Raw genomic sequence first — 21097 nt, 5'->3', positions numbered from 1 at the left:
CCCCTGCGCGTCGGGGGGGCGCGGAGATGTTCATACGAGACCGACTGGGGCCGGGCGCGGGGCGGCAGGCCTGCCGCAGCCTTTGCCGATCGCCTGATGGTGCCGGTGAGCAACGATACCCTGTTGCGTGTCGTGCGCCGCAGGACTGAAACAGCCGCGTGATGAACTCGCCATCATCGGCATCGACGACTTCGCGTTCCGGCGCGGTCAGCGATACGGGACGCTTGTCTGCGATCTTGAGCGCCGCAGGCCGGTGACATTGCTGCCTGATCGCGAGCAGGCGACATCGCAGGCATGGCTCATGGGCCATCCGTCCATCACGCGTGACCGAGGTGGTGGATATGGCGACGCGATCGCCAAGGCATTGCCGCATGCCGATCAGGTGGCCGACCGCTGGCACCTGATGGAAAACGCCAGCCGAGCCTTTCTCGACGCGGTTAACAAATCCATGCGGCAGATCCGAAAGGCCGTCGGCAGCACCATCATCGATCCGAGGCTTCTCACCTATGCCGAACGACTACAGTATGAGGGATATCAGCGCCGGCAGGAAACCAACGAGGCCATTCTGGAATTGTCGAAGCAGGGCATTCCGATCAAGCAGATCGTCAAGCGTACCGGGCATAGCCGCAAGCTCGTCCGTAGCGTCCTGCGCGGCCAGCGCTCCGATATGTTCCGCGTCCGACAAAGCTCGCTCGAGGAATGGCTCCCCTGGCTGGATAGCCGTTGGGGGCAAGGCGCGCGCAATGCATCGGCGCTCTGGCGCGAAATGCGCGAGAAGGGCTTCCGCGGCCAGATCGGCGTCGTCTCTGAATGGGCGCGGCGCCGACGGCTAGCCGAAAAGACCGATCAAAGCGCGCTTGCCCGCACACCCTCCGCGCGAACCATCGCCAGGCTCATGACGCTGGCGCGCGACGACCTGTCCAAATCCGACGCCCTGCTGGTCGCGGCAATCGAGAGCAATGTGCCTGACCTGACCATCGCGCGAACGTTGATCGACGACTTTCAGACGATGATCCGCTCGAAGGCGGCCGCAAAACTGGATAGGTGGCTTAAGGACGCCAAGGCAAGTCTTGTCGGATCCTTTGCAAACGGGGTCGAAAAGGATATCGACGCGGTCCGCAATGCAATCACATCCCCATGGTCGAACGGCCAGACCGAGGGTCAGATCACCAAGCTCAAACTCATCAAGCGGCAGATGTACGGCCGTGCCAAGATCGAACTGCTCCAGGCGCGCCTTGTCGGTGCAACTTAGGATGAGATCGCAGCGAGAGTGCGTCAGACCCCCTTTTGCGCGAAAAACCAGGGTCCCGATTCCGTGGTCATTGACACTCATGTTCGCCATTTCAAGCCGCAGGCGTGAGAAATCGTTCGCCTGCTTTGGCAAGCGTTGTGGCGAAATGGCTGTCGATGGAGTCATCGAGAGCATGTCGCTCGACATAGCCGATGACGATCTCCGGGGTGAGGCCCGCAAACCCATCTGCGCCAGCCGGACAGACCTCCTGCAGAAATCGGCGCGAGAGCAGCTTGTGACTTTCCCACCGTCGAGGCGGCGAGCCTTCTCTCATTCGTGAGATAATATAAGCCGCGAACACATCAACAATCTGCTCGTGCTCCGTGCGCTCAATAGGAAGGGCGGCTGGTATTAAGCCTTCTTCCCGCAACGCGGAAAGCAAGCGCGTAGGGAGGGCGACCGCCCTTCGCGCCATCCGGGCGCCTCAGTCCCTTTGCCACCGGTTTGCGGAAGACCTCCCACGGCACAACCGCGAACATCTTTTCCAGCGGATCGCCCGCCCCGCTCAGCCGCATATGGCGCTCCTCAATATCCCACAACCCCGCATGCCCCCGCATCGACGGCCGTCGCAGCGGCGAAGGCGTCGATCAGCACGGCCACGGCCTATCGCATCGAGAAGGATCCGAGTTGCCTTCGCAGAGGAAGGTTTCGCGGAAAGGCGCCGGCCCTATCAGACCGGCAATGTATAGCGGACACATCCGGCGCCGAGCTGGATGAAGTATGCATCCTCAACGAAACCATGTTCCACAAGTTGACGGTGGCCTTCTGGATTCACAAAGAGCCTGACTCTCATCAGAGTTCTGCTGAAGCAGTATATGATCAGTGCGGACGAAACCCTCCCGAGTGCAAGAATGTGAGCCTCTTCCCGCTTAGAACCACGCGGGCCCTACCATTAAATTTGCTCTTTCGCGAAGAGCGCGGAATAGTGCTGCAACCAATTCCCTTGCCGCAGTAGGCTTTCACGACGGCAATGCCTCTTATCCGAACAGCGGGAATATCAGGTACTATGCGAAGCGGCTCCACGCCGGCTGACGCAACCCCCGCAATTTCTCCTTCAAGCATGGACGCCAAATGCACGCTGTCGGGCGCGAGATCTCCGGCGATACAGCATCCTCCCATGCCTGCGGGGGGCTCCAACTCACGCATCCGCACTGCAATTGTGACGTCGGGTGCGACTTCGTTGATGACAAATGGCAGCATTTCGCATTCCTCTCTCCGAGATACAAAACTGTTTCACCCGTGTCTTGGTTCACGCGCTCGCGGTCAGCCCTCCGTCCACGAAGAGGATCTGGCCCGTAACGAAACGGGCTAAGGGTGATGCAAAGAAGATGACCGCTCCAGCAACATCGACTGGCGCTGCTAGGCGCCCAAACGGAATATTCGATACCGCGTGTTGAAATGCGTCCGGATCCTCAAGCGCCTCGTCGTTCTTTCGCGTCCGCACAGCGCCGGGAGCCACGCCATTGACCGTGATGCCGTGAGGGGCGAGCTCTGTCGCCTGCTGTTTCATGAGAATAGCCAAGCCACCCTTCGCCGCACACATTGCGCTGTATCCGCGGCCACGGAAGCCAAGTGACGACCGTACCGAAAGCAGATGAACCTGGCTGCCTCCCTTCCCCGCGGAAATCTGGTGTTTGGCAACCGCCTGCGAGAGAAACATCCCAGCGCGCAAGGTCTTCGCGTAGACCTCGTCGAAGGCCTCCTCTGTCACTTCGAGCAGCTTCTGCTCCTTATGGAACCCGACACAGTTGACGAGAATGTCAAGCGACCCATGTTTCGCCGCGAGAGAACCTGTTAAATCGTGGACGGCTTGGACGTTGCAGGCGTCCAACTCGAGCCCTGCCGCATCCCATTGTCTTGCGTTGAGCTCTTCGGCAAGATTTCGAGCGTGATCCCCGTTTCGACCGGCGATAAGGCACTTCGCACCCGCTGCCGCCAACATCTCGGAGATCGTTGTTCCTATCGCCCCGTATCCACCGACAACGAGCGCGACCTTGCCGAATAAGCGCGTCGGGTTCTGGAGAGGCATTTCACGGTCCGCAACCGTCATTGCGACCTCCCGGAACAGGACAATGAACGAGGTAGGTCATCGTGATCGACAGTCGCGGAAACACGCGTCGCCCGCCACGTCCCGGGCCCATACTGGGTCTTGAAAACGGGACCGAGATGCTCCGGCGCCGCGCCACCAAACTTCGCGGTTCCCGTCATCACGCCGTTTTCTCCAACCGTTCCTTTGCACTGGCAAAACAGGTGGATGGGCGTCGTTCGGTGCTCGGCCTCAAATTCGACGCCATGGCCGCTCACTTTGCCACGAATGCGTCCACAACCAGCTGCGGTCAGAAGGACGCCTGAGAGATCCGGACCGTTTTGCCGGAGTCCGGCCTGATACACCTTCGACCCATGGAGGAACTCTATCTCAACCCGCCAATTGCCCGTAACGTCAGCCTGCGGGCGCGGTATCAAATCTGACCGGACCAACGACCGAGGTCGATCGAAAGCGGCGGCCAGCGCACGTCCAACGGTGTCCGCCTCTTCGTCGGACAGGTTGATAGGATCCAGGACGATCGACGTCGGAGTGGACCAGAAATCGTGGATCAGAATCCGTGGACGCCGCTCGAGCAGCGCGAGCCTGAGAGCCTCAGCGTCGAGGGGGATCAGGGTCTGGTCCCAGCCCACCTTCAGTCGCGTCGCCGTGACGGATCCGGCCCAGGTCAGAACCTCCTTCTTGACGCCAGCGACACCTGCGAGGTGGGTGGCGATCCGCTGCAGGCGCGGGAGCCACTGGTCGCGCTCTGCTCTTGCCTTGGGTGAATTGATCCACCGGTCCAGTGCGATGACGGCGCCAACCGCTTCTTCCTTGCCCACCTTCATGCAGCGGCCGAGGGCCTGGTGCGGCGCGCCGTTCCACCACATCGCTTCGCAGAGCCGCTTCCGGCCGAGTACGATGGCGGTCGACTGCGGCCCGCGAATATATTTGCCGCCAGCATAGACGACGAGATCGGCACCGCCGCTGGTCCAGGGATCCGGGTTCGCCGGCGAGAGCCCGGCCGCGTTGACAAGGACCGGCACGCCGCTCATGTGTGCGGGGTGAAGGACCTGGCCCAGCGGGAGCGAAGACGAGCTATCCATGCGGCCAAGTAGGCAGACCATCGCCACACGGCCCCCGCAGAGAATTCCCACCAATTCATCAACCGTTGCGACGCTGACGATTTCCGCACCTGAGATCCGAATTGCCTGCTCATAGGCGAAGCGCTGGTCGGCCGGAATGATTACCTCGTTCCGCAGCCCGGATGTGTTCGGCAGTCGCAACATCGCCTCTGGATCATTGCCGGCGATGCAGGCGGCCGTCGCAAGGGCCAAGCTGGCGGCCGTTCCCGCCGTAACAAGTCCCCATTCGGCGCCTGTCAGTCTCGCCAGTTGTTTGCCAATCCCTTCGGCCAGTTCGTCGAGATCCACGAAGGCTTCGGCCGCGGCGTTCATCGCGTTGATGACATCGTCGGCAGGGTTACTCGCGCCGTAGTTCGTGCGTACGCCAGCACAGTTGATCACCGGTTCGACGCCGAATGACCGGTAGACCCACCCGGGCGACTTGAGCTCGGGCGGAATCGACGCGTTGGAGGAGAGGGGCGATGCGGGCGTCAAATCGTCCCCCGTTGAACAAGGATTGTCGATGCGATGACTGCGAAGAGCGTGATCGCCAGGTACATGGCCCGGTTTGGTGATGGCACTCGAACCGACGCCACATGGGCAACGCTCAAAAGAGCGAAGACGATGTTCACGGCCGCCAGGAACGTCGCCGTGAGCATAAAGGGCTGGACGAGGACCAATGCTGCCATCAAGGGAATGTCGTAGGAGAGCGGCACACCGAAAAACCGGCCGTCATCTGACTTTCCGAAGTTCGCGAAATAGCTCAGGCGTATGGCGCCGGCGAGCAGCAGCGCAGTGGCGACGAAGAAGGAGACGAGGGATGCGCCATTCACCTGCACGAGAATGATCGCGGGAAGGATGGCACCATAGATGATGTCGCCGAAACCGTCGAGGCTCTTGCCCATTTTCGCCATGTCCGGCGAGCGGTTTCGGGTTCTTCTTGCGACTACTCCGTCCAGGTGGTCCGCGAGAACGGCCCACAAGGCAGCGGCGACCGCCAGCGCGATGCGCCCCGCCAATGCGAAATAGAGAGCAATCGAGGAGCACAGTAGCCCGACCGTGGTGATGGCATTGGCTGGGTCAACGAGGTAGCGAAGCATCTTCCACTCTCCCAGATCTGGTCGTCAGGCGATTTCCCGTGCCGTCATGAACATGGCCTCAGCGAAACGCAGGTCCGCCTCGTTGTCGATCTCGTACCACTTGAGGCCGTCGCACCGGGCGGCCGCGATCTGCAACCCTTTCTCGCGCACCAGGTTCGACAGAAGCTCTTCGGTGTAGGATTTGACGACTCCGGCGTTGATGATGTGATTGAGATGCGGAACAATCGTCCGACGCAGATCTTCTCCGGAAAAACGGATCAGGTTCATCATTTTGAAAAGAGGCGGCGAACCATCATTAAGGTTCGCCGCCGTCTGCTTCATCCGCACTTCGGCGATGTACCCGTTGTTCGTCAGGACCACGGCAGAACCTTCCATCGCCGGGCTGAACGGCGCGACGGCAGCGACATTGTTCGCATCGTCCAGCGTCAGGTAGCGAAGCGCATCCGGCTCGAAAAACACGTCGCCTTCGAGCAGATAGGTGTCCCCGGCCAAGAGCGTATCACGCGCCAGCCATAGCGAGTAGGCGCTGCCCGTGCGGTCGAAGACGTCTGACTCGATATAGTTGATGCCGAGATCGCCGAAGCGTCGGCCGCAGGAATATTGGATCGCGTCTTTGCGATAGCCGACGACGATCGTCACCTCCTGCACCCCGACGGCCTCGAGATTCTGCAACGCGTTGTGAAGGATCGGCGTGCCATTGATTTCGACCAGCGGCTTCGGCCGCAGATCGGTGAGCGGATGCAGGCGCGAGCCAAACCCGGCGGCAAGAATCACCGCCTTTCTCGGAGCAATTGCAGTCATGGGTCTAAGTCCCTCTATTTCGGTTTGGGTTTTTGCGACGCTTCCTTCGGTTCCAGGCGTTAAGGACGCCGACCACACGCTTGAGGCCTGCCTCGAGTTGCTCCGGCGGCATGCCATAGGAGAGCCTGAGACCCATGGGATCGCCGAAGGCGGTGCCTGACACGCCGGCCACGCCGGCCTGCGCGAGCAGCGCGGCCACGATGTCGTCAGCCGTTCTGGCGTGACCATTGGCGATCGTCGACCGCAACAGGCCGGACAGATCGAGATAGAAATAGAAGCCGCCTTGTGCTTCAGGCATCGGCACGCTCTGCAGCTCGGAGAGGGCGGCAAGCCCAGCCTGCCGCGCCGCCGTCAATCGACCCTTGAGCAGGGCTTCAAAAGCGCCATCTCCCTCACGGAGGTGGTGCAGCACGGCGTGCTGGGCAACGACATTCGGGTTCGATGTCGTGTGCGACTGAAGCGCCTTGACAGCCGAGATCAGTTCCTTCGGCGCAGCGAGATACCCGATGCGCCAGCCGGTAAGGGCCAGGCTTTTGGAGAAGGCATTGACGATCACCGTCCGGGCCCGGACCTCCGGGGCCAGCGACACGATCGGATGATGCCGATGGCCATCATGGGTGAAGGGGCAGTAACATTCGTCGAAGATGATCCAGAGGTCCCGATCCATCGCCAGCTGGGCGATGCCCGCAAGGGTCTTCGCGTCGTACACAGCGCCGCTGGGGTTGGCGGGCGTGTTGACGACGATGGCCCGGGTCAGCGGCGTGATGAAGCGTTGGATGTCGTCGATCCGTGGAACGCAGCCGTTTCCTCGCGTGTCGATATGGACTGGGGTGCCGCCGGCAATCTGGACCTGCGCTGGGAATGTCGTCCAGTAGGGTGCGGGAATGATGACTTGGTCGCCGGGATTGATCAGCGTCATCGCCACGTTGAAAAGAGCCTGCTTGGCGCCGTTCGTCACGGCGATCTCGTCGGCACGCCAGAGCTGTCCCGTCTCGACCGAGACCTTCCGTGCCAGCGCCTCGCGCAACTCCATCAAGCCAATCGTGTCGGTGTAGCGGTTCAGGCCTTGTTGAATGGCCTCGATCGCTCCGTCCCGGATCGTTGGTGCCAGATCGCTCCAGATTTCGCCGGCCGTGAGATCAACAATCTCCATCCCGGCATCGGCGGCAGCCTTCGCCGCGGCGCGGGCGGCCGCGGTCCCCGACGATTTGAACAAGTTTGTCCGTGACGCCAACATGCACGTCTCCATCCTTTTCGGCAAAACCGCTTACCGCGGCTGTCCCTGGCCATTTCTCTTCTGCCGCCGAGAGCTAGCCGTAGTTCATCAGTTCGAACAGCTCGTCGAGCGTCGCGACTTCACCTTCAATACGGCAATGCTCTCTTCCTGAATGATGCGGTCGCACACGTGACGTCCCCCCTCCTGAGCTAATTGTCGATTGCTTAATTGGTCCGAGTCGCTCGGACGTCGCTCCGCTGTCCGCTTCGGCAGATACTGTTCTTCCGCCTGAGCCAATTCGTCGTAGCCGATCAGCCTGAACAGCTCGTCGAGGCCGGCAACCTGGTCCTCGATCCCGGCGATGCTTTCTTCCGACCGAATGCGACCGCAGGTGTCACGCATGCCGGCGATCGCCGCCCGCATCGAATGGTTGGCCCAGATGACGGTCGAAATGCCGGCATCACGATAAACCGAAGCCGGCGTTTTGTAGTATTTAGTGGGGACGATGACGGTCGGCAGTCTGTTGCTCCATCCCTTGGTGAAGCTCAGGATCTCGTCTGCGACGGTTTTGCGGGAGTGGATGAGGATTGCGTCAGCGCCTGCTTCTGCATAAGCGTCAGCACGGGACAGCGCTTCATCAAGACTGTGACCGGCGATCAGCGCCTCGATCCGCGCGACGACGACGAAATCTGGTCCCGTAGTGTCTTTCACGGCCTTGAGCCGGCCGCAGAACTCGTCAATGTCAGCGAGCAGATGCCGATCACCGACGAAGGAGTTCATTTTCGGGAACCTCTTGTCTTCAAGACAGATGCCGCTGGCGCCGCGTTGCTCAAGCTTCCGCGCAACCAAGCGAGCATTGTTGAAATTTCCGAAGCCGCTGTCACCGTCGACAAGAACAGGGATATTCGTCGCATCGACTATGTGCTCGACGACATCGACGACTTGCGTCCAACTCGCTTCGTTGGCGTCCCGATAGCCAAGCGCCGAGGCGATGGAAAGACCAGACGCCCAGAGCCCTCGAAAGCCGGCACGCTCGGCAATCGCTGCCGAAAGCCCATCATGGGCTTCCATCAAAAACGTCAGTTCGTTCGAAACAATGAGCTCGCGAAGGGACGTCAATGAGGCGGTCACCGGCAAGACTTTAGCCCCGAACGAAACTGCCTTGCTCATTGTATGACCTCCTCCATAAACTCAGAGCCAATGAACCTCGGTGAAACGGGACGATTACTCATCGTCGCCCTGACCTTGCTGGAGAAAAGTTCCTTGGCCTATAGATGCGCAACGGTCGTGAGAATCGCTGGAAGCGGCTCCGAAGCGCATGTTACAGTTCAGGCAGCAAGAGCCATGCCAGCTAAAAGGCCGTCGTTATTGCAATAGGTTGGCTTTGCGCGGCTGGTTCCGTTTGTTAGCCACGATACAATTCTGTCGGGATCGCGACAGAGGGAAGCTAGATCACAGTGCCAGGGTAGCAGATGCCTCGTAGGCGTATGTCCAGGGTCAGGCGAGTTCTTCGCTGGCAACACCAGCCAGCGTCGCCCAGATCAAGCAGCAGATCGAGGAGACCACCTCGGACTACGACAAGGAGAAGCTGCAGGAACGTCTCGCCAAGCTGGCGGGCGGCGTTGCGGTGATCCGCGTCGGCGGTGCGACGGAAGTCGAAGTCAAGGAAAAGAAGGACCGCGTCAATGACGCCCTCAACGCGACCCGCGCGGCCGTCGAAGAAGGCATCGTTCCCGGCGGCAGCGTTGCCCTGCTGCGCGCTTCGCTGAACATCAAGGCTGTCGGCGCCAACTCCGACCAGACCGCTGGCATCAACATCATGCGTCGCGCGCTGCAGGCTCCGGCCCGTCAGATCGCGGCCAACGCCGGTGCGGAAGCATCGATCGTTGCCGGCAAGATCCTCGCGTGCCATGGTTCTCGCCTCTACGTTGGCGGGCGGGCTGAATGCCACAAATGCTATTGCATCAGAAAAGGCGAAGACTGGCCTCCAAACTCGGAACAACCCGCTTCAGCCGGGCGACGAGGTCGTCGCTTTATCAATTTCGGCCCGTTGCGAGACGACCGCAAGATTTGGTTCCAATGATCCGAATGATCCGGTCGACGGCACCGTCAACAAGACCATCACCGAGTGGTTGGCGGCCGGCAATAAGGCCGAGTGGAAAGTCGACTTCGGTCTGGACGGCCCCGCTCTCGGCGACGCAGAAGACGAAATTGACGATTCCGGCTATGGCACGAATCTCTTCCTGACCCGGCCGGAGACCAAGACAGCGGCATTGATCCACACCGAACGCAGGTACTGCCCCACCGCGGCCTGTTCGATAATTCCGAGGGCATTCTCGAGAACACCATTTCAGCTGCCGACAACGCCCTCAAGCATGGGTTCCATGGTGTCGAATTCGACCTGCGTGCTGACAAGAACAGCCATCCCTGGATGATGCACGACGCGACGCTCGGGCGCATCACCGGCGATCCGAACAATTGCCTGATCTCGGAGGTCTCTTCCGAGGAAATCAAGAATATGAGCCTCTCGATATGGAATCCCATCACGAACGAACACACGCCGGCACTCGATCGCAACGGCAATCCGCAAAAGACAGAAGACCTCCAGAGTATTATCGATTATGTTCGCGCGACAAAAAGAGGCGGCGACGAATTCAACGTCCTCATTGACCCAAAGGACGAAGGATCGACGATCGTCGCAATCACGTCTGTCTCGGCACCTGGAAATGCTGGACGTGCGCAGCCACCTGGGCATCAAGATCTATTCGACCTATGTCCCCACTACCGATCGCGTCATTGCGAACTGGGACAAGAAGACCACGAATGTACTTAATACGCTGGAGCTGGCCAACGTCGCCGTCCAGGACAACAAGCTAAACCTGATCCCGGTCCTCATCACGACCGAAGACGTCCGGTCTTCTCACATCATAGACGACTCAGTCACCCAGGCCGTCAATTGGCTGACCTCCTTCGACAAGCTGGGCGACCTCGCCATGGTAGAAATCTCCCGCTTCAAGGGATCGCTACCTCAGAGGAGATGAATCAGGTGGCCAAGAGATTCAGGCGGCGGGCGAGAAGTTCGCCAGCACGCCTCTCACAATGTCCTATATCTCAGAAGCTTTCTCCGTGAACGGCCGGAAGTTTTACTACGGCCGTCAGGGAGTGCCGATCACGCTGCCCGGCCGTCCCGACATGGATTTGCCTGTCACTTTCGGCGCGCTCGAGCCTTATGCAGACGTGCTAGTGAGCGACAATCCCTATCTAGAGACGCTCTATGCGGGTGGCTTTATCAGCGAAGGCAATCACGCGGATTATACCTTCCCGACGGACCCCCACTACAATCCGGCCTCTATCCTTGACGCGCCCAAGAATATCGTTGGCAAGCCAAGCTGGAAAGCGCCGGCGACTGGTCGATAGCCACGCCAACTCAATTGGCTGCCGTTGAGCCGGCGCCAAACCGGCCTTGAATCGGGCTGCCGGCCGTTTACAAGTACGGCCGATCCGACGGGGAGATCCTGCGAACCGAAATGATGACGAAGGAGAGTTGTCAGTAATGACCACTACGGCCGCCCGCTCCCCCAGACGGGTGCCGTAAACCGCCAGCAACAGAAGGCCCTGGAGCCGTCAGGCAGTCTTGAGTGAAGGTTCTGCCAAACTCCTCGATCTCAGCGGGAGGCCTCTGCGCATTGGAGAGAGTGGCGAGCCCGAAAAGATCGTCGCGATGCCTTGGCGGTCTTCAAATCGACCGCGACCTTCGGCTACAACGCCCAGACCGGCGAATATGGCGACATGATCGCCATGGGTATCGTCGATCCGATCAAGGTCGTGCGCACGGCTCTCCAGGACGCGGCCTCGGTCGCCGGCCTGCTCGTCACCACCGAAGCCATGATCGCGGAGGCTCCGAAGAAGAGGTCGGCTGGCGGCGGCATGCCTGGCGGTATGGGCGGCGGCGGCATGGGCGGCATGGGTTTCTGAGGGGTTTTGTTGCAACGGCTGAATAGGGGCACAGAGAGGCCCTGATGCGAGGTCAATCAGGCGGCGAGGATTTCGAACTGCTCGGCCGAGGACGGATTCGGATTGAAGGCGTACCTCGCCTGTCGCTTGCGCATCATGTGAATCATTTCGATGCCGGTCAGGGTGGTGGCTGCGGTGGCCGTCGATTTGAAGCCGAGCATCGGCCGGATACGGCGCTTGATGCGCCGATGGTCCTGTTCGATCCGGTTATTCAGGTATCTACTCTTGCGGATCCGGATCGGCTTCAGCCGGCACCGGGAGCGATCCTGCAAGCGATTTGTGGTGTCGCAGGAAACGATCGCCTCCCGATTGGTCTGGCTACCGTCGATGACGACGCGATCCGGTCGGCCATGACGCTCCAGCGCCTTTCTGAAGAAGCGTTTGGCCGACGGCAGGTCGCGCTGCTCGCTGAAATAGAATTCGATGGTGTCGCCGACACTGTCGATGGCGCGATAGAGATACATCCACTGGCCACGGACCTTGATGTAGGTCTCGTCGACATGCCATTTGCCGGTCACGCTACGCTTGCGCCGGTTGAAGCGCTCCAGCAACAAGGGCGCGAAACGGACCGTCCAGCGGTGGATGGTCGTGTGATCGACCGTAATGCCGCGCTCGGCCATCATCTCCTCAAGATCACGCAGGCTCAGATTGTAGGCCAGGTACCAGCGCACGCAAAGCAGGATCACAGATTGGTCGAACTGGCGGCCTTTGAACATCGCAATCCTCCGAAATGGTTGAAGGATCCCTTGCCACTCGCGAGTAACAAAATCGTTGCAACACATCCTGCTTCCATGCCTAGTGAACAAATGTCTTGTCGAGATCACGCGAAGTCGGCGAGACGGTCAAAGCTCGCGAAGTGAAACCAGACCGTCTTCCGTCATTCTGCCCGGAACGTCACAAGCCGAGACGTTCTAAATTTAACGTCCGCTAATCTAATATGGATCTAAGCTCTCGGGAATCGCCGGGCGGCTTGTTGACGCTGTTCTTGCCGCGGTGCTGTCCGGATCGGTCGATAAGGCTGTTGCCGCAGACGCGAGGCATAGACGCTCACGTCATCCATTCAACCAGCGTCGCCGTGAACCGTGAACACCGACGGGCGAAAACCGACAGGCTAGACACGGCCATGCTGATGCGCGTGTTCCTGGGTTGGCTGCGTGGCGAGCGTGGCCACTGCCGCATGGTGGCGATCCCATCACTGGCGGAAGAGGATGCCAAGCGGCCGAGCCGCGAGCGGGAGAACCTGGTCAGCGAGAAAACGCGGATAGTCAATCGCATGAAAGGGGCGCTGGCTCGGCTCGGCATCCGTGGCTTCAAGCCCGAGCTTCGCCGGGCGCCGAAGAAGTTGCCGGACCTGCGCACTTCGGAAGGACAGCCGCTTCCGCCGAATATGCTGGAAGAGATGCGGCGCGACATGGCTCGGCTTGCGGTGGTGCGCGATCAGATCACGACGATTGAAAAAGCCAGAATTGCCCAGCTTGAGCAGGCGCCCGCGTCGGGTGTAATGCAATGGTTGTGCTATTGGCGCGCGTGATTGGTGTCGGGATTGAGACAGCCGACATGCTGGTCCACGAGGTGCTTAGCCGCAACCTCAGAGACCGGCGCGCGGTGGCGCGTTACGCCGGTCTGACAGGCTCCCCCGACGAGAGCGGATCGAAACGACGCGAAAAGGGGTTGGCCAAGGCAGGCAACGCCCGGGTGCGACGCGGGCTGATCCAATTGGCCTGGCGCTTCCTGAGATTCCAAAAGAATAGCGAACTGACGCAATGGTTCCAGGCACGAGCGGCACAGGGCGCCCGCAAGACGACGATGATCGTGGCGCTCGCACGCAAGTTACTCATCGCGCTCTGGCGATTGGTTACCGTCGGCGAAATCCCGATGGGCGTCACATTGCGCCCGATGAACTGAACACACTGCAGGGCGCCTGACGGATCAACCGCCGTAATGACGCCCGCGCGTATCGATTCGAGGTGGCGGTGTCCCGATGGACACCATGGCGTTATTTGCTGTCATGAGAATGGGCCCGCCGCCTCGGAGCCTTGCTGCTGAAGCCAATGACTGCTTCATGGTCCGGGTCTTTTGCAGACCCACCGAATACAAGGTTGCGGCGTAATGCGATGCGCCCAAAGGCAGGCTCCCCTCGAATTTGATGCTCGCGGACCAATGCACAAGGCAGTGACCAACCGTTCTGTTATGGCTATCCTGACCGCTTTACCGCGAAATCAGTGAAGGCCCCTTGACAACGAAATCCCCATACAAGGTGTCCAACAGACAACAGGCAAATAGACAGGAATATGACATAAACCGTGGCATGTGACTGCGCAAATCGCGTCAGGCGCTGTTGAGGGGTTGATCGATAAGGCCAGTTGCGACGGCAAAGTCAAATGGTCGAGGATGATCAGCTCGAGTCCTGCGTCCGCACCAGCCATGGCTTCGCGGAGATCCGCCTCATCGACGCTTTGCGACAGCTCTTCCAGGATTGTCTTAAAGACGATGTAGGCAGTTGGCTGGCTCAGATACGCTCGGCCAGCATTTTAATGCCGAAGCCGATCAAAAGTGTGCCGGTAAGGCGATCGATCCACCCCCCTGATTTCTTGTAGGCCGCCTGTACGGGCGGCGTAGACATCACGACGGCGACAAAACCGTACCACAGCATTTCCAGAATGAAGCCGCCAGCCAGGACTGCGAGTTTTAGGGGGATGCCGGCATCTGCAGGTATTGCCATGGCATAGAGGCCCAAGAAGAACGCAATGCCCTTGGGATTTGTCATCTCGACCAAAGTTCCCATGTGTAGGCCTGACCAGAAAGTGCCACCCGTCGATTTTACGGCCTCGTCACGTGAGGGAGAAGCAAACCAGCTATTTAGCCCAAGATAGATAAGATACGCACCTCCGACGGCCTGCACGGCAGTAGCTAGCCAATCCACTCGAGTAATCAGGATGGCGAGGCCGGTCATGGACAAGACCGCGTAGAGCGTGGCCGCGAGAGACAGTCCCAGTGTTGCCCCCAGAGCTGACGGCAGAGCGCCTGACATCGACAGGCGCGAAACCAGGGCAAAATTGGGGCCTGGGCTGACTATGATGGCTGCATACAGCCCTAACGTAGTGAAAATGATCCACAAATTGTGTTGCATTGGTGCCTTTCCGGATATTCCTGATCAGACGAAAGATCTATGCGGCTGTTCGCGATTGTCGGAGTTTTTGATGATGGCGGAGATTTTCTCCAAAGCAATCTTCAGGTCGGAAAGCTCAGGTCCACCAACGCAGATGCGAATGCCGCCGTCATCGGCAGCCGGATCCGCGGCCGTCGCTGCCGGCGGGGTGACATGAATGCCGACTGCATTGCTAGCAATCGCAAAGCTTTCTGCTTCTTGGCGCCGCATCGGCAGCCATATGTGGAATCCCTCGTATTTAGGGAATACCACGCGGTCTGCGAGGAATGATCTCGCTAAGTTCAGGCGTCTGGACGATTCTACACCGATCGACGTGCGAACGGACTCCGCTACGCCGTTGACGAGCAATTCGGCCATGACCGCGCAAGAAAACGGGGACACCATCGACGATGTGGCAGAAAGCGCGATTGCAGCACGGCCGACAAAATTCTCGGGAACGACCAAGGAGCCTATCCTCAACCCTGGACTGACGGTCTTGGATAGACTGTTGGCATAAAAGGTCCTCTCGGGAGCAAGCATCGCTAAGGGAGGGTGATCGGTTGAGCCGAGGGAATAAACGTCGTCCTCTATGATCAAAGCATCCCACTTGCGGCAGACTTCCACGATGTCCCGCCGGCGGCCTATCCCCATTGTCGCAGTGGTAGGATTATGCATTGTAGGTGTTACGTAAACTACGGCACCTTTCTGGCCGTCGCGTGGACGTTGCAGGGCTTCATCGAGCACGTCCGGTCTCAGGCCTTCACCGTCTACCTTCAAACCGACGAGACGGTATCCAGCATATCGAGCAAACGAGATCGCGCCCGGATAGGTCTGCGACTCGCTAAAGATCGTTCCCCCCGCTTGGTTCGTCACTGAGAAAGCAACTGCTAAGGCCTGTTGCGCACCGTTGCACAGCAGAACGTTGTCTGCCTTCGCCTGCATGCCGAGACCCGCAAGCCATTGTACCATCTGCCTGCGATGCTCGATGTGCCCTCCGTCAGGCGGATACTGGGCAAACAGATTGGGATCGATGCCGCGTGAGATAGATGCCAAGGTCCTCCCAAGCATGCGCTCGCTGAGAAGGCGGGGCGGCGTGTTCACACTCAGATCGATTACGGCCTCCCTCGTCCCCGGCAAGGCGGCCACGAAAGTACCCCTTCCTCGTTCGCTCCGTATCAGCCCACGCCGCTCAAGGACAGTATAGGCTTTCGTCACTGTTCCTACGCCAATTCCCAGCCGGAACGCGACGTCACGGTGGGGTGGCAGCCGGTCGTCTGCACCGAGCCTGCCTGTAAGAATGTCGTCAGCCAAAGCTGTTACCAGTCGATCCGACGGAGCGGCTTTCATGGCCGCAAGATACGGTTCCCAAGGCGATTTTAGAAGCATCACAACTCCAAAAATAGTGTCACATGACACTATTACGTTTGCGAGGAAGTGTAACAAGAAATACACGTTGTGCAACTTGCCAAGTCGCAACTGGCAATTGGAGCCCGAGCAGCCACGCCAGTAGGACGTCGTGTCACGGGCCGTTCCGGGCGACTTGTCAGCGAAGCTATCTCACCCTCGAACAGGAAGGCGCAAGCGATGAGCGACAGGTGTCTTTTTACCCCCGGGCCTTTGAACCTGTCTTCTGCCGTCAAGGACGCAATGAGGGTGGACCTCGGATCGAGGGATCCAACTTTCAAGCAGGTCACACAACAATTGAGAGACCGGCTGTTGCTCATAGCCGGCGGCCAGCTGTCGCATTCGGCCATCCCGATTCAGGGTAGTGGCACCTATGCAATGGAAGCAGCTCTTTCGACCTTCATCGGCAAGGGAGACAAAGCGCTCGTCTGCATCAACGGGATTTACGGTGAACGCATCGCGCAAATCCTATCGAAAAGCGGTATCGACTTCGAAGCTCTCCGATTCCCAGCTTCCCTGCCAATAGATGTCGCCGAATTCGAGCGGGCAACAATCTTGGGCGAGCGTTTCACCCATGTCTGTTTCGTTCACTGCGAAACCACCACGGGACTGGTCAATCCGATGCACAGTCTCCTGAAAATCGGCCGACGGCACGGACTCGTAACCGTCGTTGACGCAATGAGTTCTTTCGGAGCCCTCACTGTCGATGTCGAAGCTGACGGCATCGACATCTTGGTGTCGTCGGGAAACAAATGCATCGAAGCGCCTGCTGGCGTCGCTTTCGCCTTAGTCTCGAACCGATTGCTCGGCGCTGGAGTGTCTCACGCGCGATCATTCTGCCTCGACATCTTGGACCAATGGCAACACTTCGAACAGCATCAGGAGTGGCGCACGACGCCCCCGACCCATGTGGTGCAAGCATTCGACAAGGCACTCGAAGGGCTTCTAGAAGAGGGGATCCCCTCAAGGAACAAGCGCTATTGCAAAATCCGCGACAGGATCCTTGGTGGCATGAAGGCACTCGGATTCGGAACGGTCGTTCCGCAGGAGTTCCAGTCCCCTGTTTGCCTGGCCTTCCACTCAGCCGATCTCGTTCCGGACAAGGCGGCCTTCGAGAGCTTCTACAAATGCCTCGCTGAACATGGAATTTGCATCTACGCGAAGCTCCACGAGCAAACCAGCACGTTCCGAATAGGATGCATTGGTCAGATCCCAGACTTTTGGATCGACAAGCTTCTCGGTGTCACAGCCGGGCATTTCCGCATCTCGACATCGTTTTCAGTCCAGGCCGCCTGATCTGGGGCGAGACAAGGAGCACCGAATGTTTAAGAAAGCCAAAGGGCCGGAATCCTGGATGCACCCGGCGACCGCAGCACTGCATGCAGGTTTCAGAAGCGATCCGGCGACGAAGGCTGTTTGCGTACCAATATACCAAAACACCGCATACGAATTGGATGGCGACCTTTCCAAGATCGCCAACATCTACAATGTCAAAGAAGACGGGTATACTTATACCCGCATTATCAATCCCACGACTAGGGCGCTGGAGAGACGATTCGCGGCGGTGGACAACGCGTCTGACAGCTTGGCTGTCTCATCCGGCCAGGCTGCGACTTTCATAGCGTTGGCCAATCTCTGCAGCGGCAGGCCCGGCGACAATGTTGTCGCTTCGCCGTATCTCTACGGGAACACGTGGAACCTGCTGCACAACACCTTCAGAAGGCTCGGCATCGAGGCCCGGACGGCCGAAAACTCTGGTCCTGAAGCTTTCGAAAGGCAGATAGATGACCGCACGATATGCCTGTTCGGAGAGTGTATCTCCAATCCTATACTGGACCCGTTGCCGCTGCGCCAACTGGCAGAGATGGGGAGAAGGAGGGGCGTACCCGTCGTGGTAGACAATACTACGACTCCGCTTGTCTGCCGGCCTGCGAAACTTGGTGCACATATGGCAACCTATTCCGCCACCAAGTATGTTTGCGGGCATGGGACCACGCTCGGCGGGATTATCACGGATTATGCCAGTTTCCCTTTCCAGGAACATGCGGAACGCTTTCCCTTATTCGCAGGCCCCGACGAGGCGCACGGCGACATCCTTTGGCACGAGGCTGTGCGGGATCTCGACGACCTGGGCAAGAGCCCAGCGCTTCTGAAAGCGCGCATGACGTGGCTGCGCGACGTCGGTGCTTGCGCCAGTCCCTTTAACAGCTTCCAACTCCTGCAGGGACTAGAAACGCTGCATTTGCGAATGCGCGAGCATTGCGATAACGCCCAGGCAGTGGCTGAGATGTTGAAGGACCATCCAAAGGTCAGCAAGGTGACCTATCCGTCCCTGTTCACTGGCAGGAAGAAGGAACTAGCGGACGACCTATTCGATAGGAACTATGGCTTCGGGGCCATGCTCATGTTCGAAGTCAGCGACGCCGCCAGCGGCCGCATCCTCATAGAGAACGTCGACATGCTTTACCACGTCTCGAACGTGGGTGACGCCCGCACTCTCATCACCCACCCCGTTTCGACGACCCATACGACGGTCCCCCGTGAAAAGCGTATGGCGGCCGGTATCAACGACGGGACCATCCGACTCTGCGTCGGTCTTGAACATGTCGACGACATCATGCGCGACCTGGAACGCGCCTTGTCGGCTTTGGGTTGAAAAACTGCCAACCACCAACATTTCGAGGAAAACATGAACGTTCAAGATGTTTGGCCTCTAAAGGACCACCGTTTCGAAAGTGCCCGCTTTCCCTCCGGTATCAAAAAGTCGCTCGCTGCGCTGCGCCCGGACAACGTCACTGGCGTGCTCTACATCGCGAAAGATTACGCGGTCATAATCGCTTTCGCCGCACTCGTGTCGTGGGTTTCCTGGTGGTTCTATCCGTTGGCGGTGCTGTTTATCGGGGCGCACCAAAGAGGCTTGACCACGATCGCGCACGACGCGGCACACAAGACCCTGGCGAAAAACATCAGGCTGAACTACCTCCTCGGCATCCTGTTCGCCTCTTATCCGTTGTTCCAGCGCCATTGGGCCTACCGGATTTCACACGTCCACCTGCACCATCCGCACCTTGGAGATCCGCAGAAAGATCCCGATCTCCAATTCTTCCTGGCGAGCGGTGTGTACGACGTGCGCCACCCGAAGAGATATTTTTGGGACATCGTTGTTTTCCCGATGCTGGGAGGAGCGACATTGGCCTACCTGAGATACCTCTTCACCTACAGGTTCAGTGTCGGCAGCACTGAAGGGGACTACACTGACAAGACGGGCATCTTGGTCGACAAGTGGGGTTTCTTTGCCTTCTGGCTGGCTGTTCTGGGCGCGTCGGTGGCGTTCGGGTTCTTCGACAAGCTCGTGCTTTTCTGGTTTGTTCCATACCTTACGACCTTCCAAGTCATCGGCTGGTTCACCGAGATCGCCGAGCATTCGCCAATGTGCGAAACGGAGAACAAGAACCTGTACCTGACCAGAAACCGAAAGGGCAACTTTATCGAGCGCAAATTGCTGGGTGTGAATCTGGACGAATATCATCTCGAACATCACCTTTCTCCCGGCATTCCGTTCTGGCTGCTCAAAGAGGCGCAGAAGATTCGGATGGCGGACCCCGAATACAGCAAGGCGGCGGCGACATGGGGCGGCCTCTTCTGTAAGGGGCCGGAAGGACAGGCAAGCGTTATCTCACAACTGATCGATCGCAACAGAAGGCTGTACGAAGTAAGCCGGGCAGAGCAACCCTGCTAATGGCTAAGGCGGCCGTCTCGTAGATCTTGGAGAGAGGCAACGATGCCACTGGTCGGAGTTACCGCAAACCGTCTCGTCGACGACGGAGTTCACCGGGAGTGGGTCCGCAGGAAATACATCGATGCACTTGAGATATTCGCCGATGTCGATGTCGTGATCCTGCCGACGCGATCGTCGGACGACGCAGAAGGCGTCCGGAAAATCGCCTGCCGTCTCGACGGACTTGTCCTCACCGGAGACGAATCGAACCTCGATCCCGCCTACTTCAGGCGATCCGGCGCGCCACGCCCTTCGCCGTCAGAGGATGGGTATCGCAGTGGAGCATCGGATCCTTTTAGAGACCTGATGGCAAGTTCGTTCCTCTCTGCCGCTCTTGCTGCGGGGACGCCGATCCTTGGCATCTGTCGGGGAGTTCAGGAACTCAACGTCCTATTCGGCGGCGACCTCTACGAAGACATTTCGAGCAAGAAGGGTATGCTGTGCCACACGGAAGACGTAACCCTACCGCGGGACAGGCAGTACGACCCGGTTCACGAAGTGCTTGTTCAGCCCGACGGAATTCTCGCGGAAATCTTTGATGGCTACGAGTCCTTCAACGTCAACTCGCTTCACAACCAAGGAATATCAGCGCTTGGAAAAGGTCTCGTCTGTGAGGCTGTTGCCTCCGACGGCTTGATAGAGGCTGTCAGCGTAGCCAATGCCAGATCTTTCCAGTTGGCAGTGCAATGGCATCCTGAGTGGCATGTAGCAGAGGATGACTTCTCCAAGAAGCTTTTTCAGGCATTCGGAAAGGCCTGTAAGGCTTGGAGGTCTCAACCCAAGCCCGGTGCCTAACCGATGGCGGCATCTTCTAGTCTTTAGAGTCCGGACTTATAACCAGAAGCTGACGGTCGCGGCGATGCAGACTGCGGCGAGGAAATTAGTTTCGAGGCGATCGTATCTCGTTGCGATCCGGCGGAAATCCTTGAGGCGGCAGAACATGCGCTCGGTTGCGTTCCGGTCGCGGTAGAGGAAGGGTGAGAAGCAGTTTTCCAGATGCGATTGGCTTTGGGCGGGATGTTGGCGAAGGCTCCCCGTTCACTGATCTGGCGGCGGATGGCGTTGCTATCGTAGCCCTTGTCGGTATTGACGGGACCGGTTTCTGGCATCTGTTGACCTGCCACTGAGAATTTCCTCCATCTGAGATTAGAGTCCGGGCCTTGATTGAAGGACGGACTGATGAAGAGAAAGCGGTTTA

The 21097-nt window shown here is 58.9% G+C and carries 17 protein-coding genes and 5 pseudogenes; 11 read left to right on the top strand and 11 right to left on the bottom strand.

What is annotated here, in order from left to right; genetic code table 11:
• Positions 1-1252: pseudogene (locus NKJ06_RS27595) on the top strand (ISL3 family transposase); the annotation flags it as partial.
• Between the two features lie 91 nt (positions 1253-1343).
• Here the strand turns inward: NKJ06_RS27595 and NKJ06_RS27590 are convergent.
• The 7 genes from NKJ06_RS27590 to aepX form a co-directional block, all read right to left on the bottom strand.
• Entirely contained in the window at positions 1344-1706 is a 363-nt protein-coding gene (locus tag NKJ06_RS27590) for a hypothetical protein (RefSeq protein ID WP_352811325.1), read from the bottom strand.
• A gap of 834 nt (positions 1707-2540) precedes the next feature.
• A complete protein-coding gene (locus NKJ06_RS27585) occupies positions 2541-3341 on the bottom strand; it encodes an SDR family NAD(P)-dependent oxidoreductase (RefSeq protein ID WP_352811323.1) in 801 nt (266 codons plus the stop codon).
• Positions 3338-4933 carry a hypothetical protein gene (locus NKJ06_RS27580; protein ID WP_352811321.1) on the bottom strand — a complete coding sequence of 532 codons (1596 nt, stop codon included), beginning with the start codon at positions 4931-4933 and terminating at the stop codon, positions 3338-3340. Before NKJ06_RS27580 ends, NKJ06_RS27585 begins: the two co-directional genes overlap by 4 nt.
• The gene (locus tag NKJ06_RS27575) at positions 4930-5538 is read right to left on the bottom strand and encodes a CDP-alcohol phosphatidyltransferase family protein (RefSeq protein WP_352811319.1); all 609 of its coding nucleotides are present in this window, start codon (positions 5536-5538) and stop codon (positions 4930-4932) included. Before NKJ06_RS27575 ends, NKJ06_RS27580 begins: the two co-directional genes overlap by 4 nt.
• Positions 5539-5562: 24 nt before the next feature.
• The gene (locus tag NKJ06_RS27570; protein WP_352811331.1) at positions 5563-6339 is read right to left on the bottom strand and encodes a phosphocholine cytidylyltransferase family protein; all 777 of its coding nucleotides are present in this window, start codon (positions 6337-6339) and stop codon (positions 5563-5565) included.
• A 4-nt stretch (positions 6340-6343) separates the two neighbouring features.
• A complete protein-coding gene (locus tag NKJ06_RS27565; RefSeq protein ID WP_352811316.1) occupies positions 6344-7576 on the bottom strand; it encodes an aminotransferase class I/II-fold pyridoxal phosphate-dependent enzyme in 1233 nt (410 codons plus the stop codon).
• Between the two features lie 87 nt (positions 7577-7663).
• On the bottom strand, positions 7664-8725 hold the full coding sequence (gene aepX / locus NKJ06_RS27560; protein ID WP_352811313.1) for a phosphoenolpyruvate mutase: 1062 nt from the start codon (positions 8723-8725) through the stop codon (positions 7664-7666).
• A gap of 361 nt (positions 8726-9086) precedes the next feature.
• On the opposite strand from aepX, the pseudogene NKJ06_RS27555 reads away from it, so the two are divergent.
• The 5 genes and pseudogenes from NKJ06_RS27555 to NKJ06_RS27535 form a co-directional block, all read left to right on the top strand.
• A pseudogene (locus NKJ06_RS27555) lies at positions 9087-9638 on the top strand (TCP-1/cpn60 chaperonin family protein); the annotation flags it as partial.
• 189 nt (positions 9639-9827) lie between these two features.
• The gene (locus tag NKJ06_RS27550; protein WP_352811329.1) at positions 9828-10388 is read left to right on the top strand and encodes a glycerophosphodiester phosphodiesterase family protein; all 561 of its coding nucleotides are present in this window, start codon (positions 9828-9830) and stop codon (positions 10386-10388) included.
• Positions 10282-10596, top strand: a complete 315-nt coding sequence (locus NKJ06_RS27545; protein ID WP_352811311.1) for a hypothetical protein — start codon at positions 10282-10284, stop codon at positions 10594-10596. Before NKJ06_RS27550 ends, NKJ06_RS27545 begins: the two co-directional genes overlap by 107 nt.
• 58 nt (positions 10597-10654) lie before the next feature.
• Positions 10655-10972: a hypothetical protein gene (locus tag NKJ06_RS27540; protein WP_352811309.1), complete on the top strand. Its 318-nt coding sequence runs from the start codon at positions 10655-10657 to the stop codon at positions 10970-10972.
• Between the two features lie 330 nt (positions 10973-11302).
• Positions 11303-11530, top strand: a pseudogene (locus tag NKJ06_RS27535) (TCP-1/cpn60 chaperonin family protein); the annotation flags it as partial.
• A gap of 56 nt (positions 11531-11586) precedes the next feature.
• On the opposite strand, the gene NKJ06_RS27530 reads toward NKJ06_RS27535, so the two are convergent.
• Positions 11587-12285, bottom strand: coding sequence for an IS6 family transposase (locus NKJ06_RS27530; RefSeq protein WP_352811306.1), 699 nt, complete (start codon positions 12283-12285; stop codon positions 11587-11589).
• 317 nt (positions 12286-12602) lie between these two features.
• Between NKJ06_RS27530 and NKJ06_RS35860 the strand changes: the two are divergent.
• Positions 12603-13474 (top strand): annotated as a pseudogene (locus NKJ06_RS35860) (IS110 family RNA-guided transposase); the annotation flags it as partial.
• 604 nt (positions 13475-14078) lie between these two features.
• Here the strand turns inward: NKJ06_RS35860 and NKJ06_RS27515 are convergent.
• Positions 14079-14699, bottom strand: a complete 621-nt coding sequence (locus tag NKJ06_RS27515; protein WP_352571888.1) for a LysE family translocator — start codon at positions 14697-14699, stop codon at positions 14079-14081.
• A 24-nt stretch (positions 14700-14723) separates the two neighbouring features.
• Positions 14724-16064, bottom strand: coding sequence for an aminotransferase-like domain-containing protein (locus NKJ06_RS27510; RefSeq protein ID WP_352811327.1), 1341 nt, complete (start codon positions 16062-16064; stop codon positions 14724-14726).
• A 237-nt stretch (positions 16065-16301) separates the two neighbouring features.
• On the opposite strand from NKJ06_RS27510, the gene NKJ06_RS27505 reads away from it, so the two are divergent.
• Genes NKJ06_RS27505 through NKJ06_RS27490 form a run of 4 tightly spaced genes read left to right on the top strand, consistent with a single transcriptional unit; the run spans position 16302 to position 20694 of the window.
• Positions 16302-17417 (top strand): 2-aminoethylphosphonate--pyruvate transaminase, encoded by a 1116-nt coding sequence (locus NKJ06_RS27505; protein WP_352571886.1) that lies wholly within the window; start codon positions 16302-16304, stop codon positions 17415-17417.
• 25 nt (positions 17418-17442) lie between these two features.
• On the top strand, positions 17443-18777 hold the full coding sequence (locus NKJ06_RS27500) for an O-acetylhomoserine aminocarboxypropyltransferase/cysteine synthase family protein (RefSeq protein WP_352571885.1): 1335 nt from the start codon (positions 17443-17445) through the stop codon (positions 18775-18777).
• Between the two features lie 33 nt (positions 18778-18810).
• Positions 18811-19860: a fatty acid desaturase gene (locus NKJ06_RS27495; RefSeq protein ID WP_352571884.1), complete on the top strand. Its 1050-nt coding sequence runs from the start codon at positions 18811-18813 to the stop codon at positions 19858-19860.
• A gap of 42 nt (positions 19861-19902) precedes the next feature.
• Positions 19903-20694, top strand: a complete 792-nt coding sequence (locus NKJ06_RS27490; RefSeq protein ID WP_352811298.1) for a gamma-glutamyl-gamma-aminobutyrate hydrolase family protein — start codon at positions 19903-19905, stop codon at positions 20692-20694.
• Positions 20695-20730: 36 nt separating this feature from the next.
• On the opposite strand, the pseudogene NKJ06_RS27485 reads toward NKJ06_RS27490, so the two are convergent.
• A pseudogene (locus NKJ06_RS27485) lies at positions 20731-20990 on the bottom strand (transposase); the annotation flags it as partial.
• Between the last annotated feature and the right edge of the window lie 107 nt (positions 20991-21097).

It is taken from the genome of Mesorhizobium sp. M0293, from assembly GCF_040321735.1.
GTDB lineage: Bacteria > Pseudomonadota > Alphaproteobacteria > Rhizobiales > Rhizobiaceae > Mesorhizobium.
This window is presented reverse-complemented; position numbering and strand designations above follow the sequence as displayed.

What these genes read in the sequence shown, in the direction of transcription:
- NKJ06_RS27590 (WP_352811325.1), bottom strand. Translation starts at nt 1,706, where the DNA reads ATGGCGCGAAGGGCGGTCGCCCTCCCTACGCGCTTGCTTTCCGCGTTG.
- NKJ06_RS27585 (WP_352811323.1), bottom strand. Translation starts at nt 3,341, where the DNA reads ATGACGGTTGCGGACCGTGAAATGCCTCTCCAGAACCCGACGCGCTTA.
- NKJ06_RS27575 (WP_352811319.1), bottom strand. Translation starts at nt 5,538, where the DNA reads ATGCTTCGCTACCTCGTTGACCCAGCCAATGCCATCACCACGGTCGGG.
- NKJ06_RS27570 (WP_352811331.1), bottom strand. Translation starts at nt 6,339, where the DNA reads ATGACTGCAATTGCTCCGAGAAAGGCGGTGATTCTTGCCGCCGGGTTT.
- NKJ06_RS27565 (WP_352811316.1), bottom strand. Translation starts at nt 7,576, where the DNA reads ATGTTGGCGTCACGGACAAACTTGTTCAAATCGTCGGGGACCGCGGCC.
- aepX (WP_352811313.1), bottom strand. Translation starts at nt 8,725, where the DNA reads ATGAGCAAGGCAGTTTCGTTCGGGGCTAAAGTCTTGCCGGTGACCGCC.
- NKJ06_RS27545 (WP_352811311.1), top strand. Translation starts at nt 10,282, where the DNA reads ATGCTGGACGTGCGCAGCCACCTGGGCATCAAGATCTATTCGACCTAT.
- NKJ06_RS27540 (WP_352811309.1), top strand. Translation starts at nt 10,655, where the DNA reads ATGTCCTATATCTCAGAAGCTTTCTCCGTGAACGGCCGGAAGTTTTAC.
- NKJ06_RS27530 (WP_352811306.1), bottom strand. Translation starts at nt 12,285, where the DNA reads ATGTTCAAAGGCCGCCAGTTCGACCAATCTGTGATCCTGCTTTGCGTG.
- NKJ06_RS27515 (WP_352571888.1), bottom strand. Translation starts at nt 14,699, where the DNA reads ATGCAACACAATTTGTGGATCATTTTCACTACGTTAGGGCTGTATGCA.
- NKJ06_RS27510 (WP_352811327.1), bottom strand. Translation starts at nt 16,064, where the DNA reads ATGAAAGCCGCTCCGTCGGATCGACTGGTAACAGCTTTGGCTGACGAC.
- NKJ06_RS27505 (WP_352571886.1), top strand. Translation starts at nt 16,302, where the DNA reads ATGAGCGACAGGTGTCTTTTTACCCCCGGGCCTTTGAACCTGTCTTCT.
- NKJ06_RS27500 (WP_352571885.1), top strand. Translation starts at nt 17,443, where the DNA reads ATGTTTAAGAAAGCCAAAGGGCCGGAATCCTGGATGCACCCGGCGACC.
- NKJ06_RS27495 (WP_352571884.1), top strand. Translation starts at nt 18,811, where the DNA reads ATGAACGTTCAAGATGTTTGGCCTCTAAAGGACCACCGTTTCGAAAGT.
- NKJ06_RS27490 (WP_352811298.1), top strand. Translation starts at nt 19,903, where the DNA reads ATGCCACTGGTCGGAGTTACCGCAAACCGTCTCGTCGACGACGGAGTT.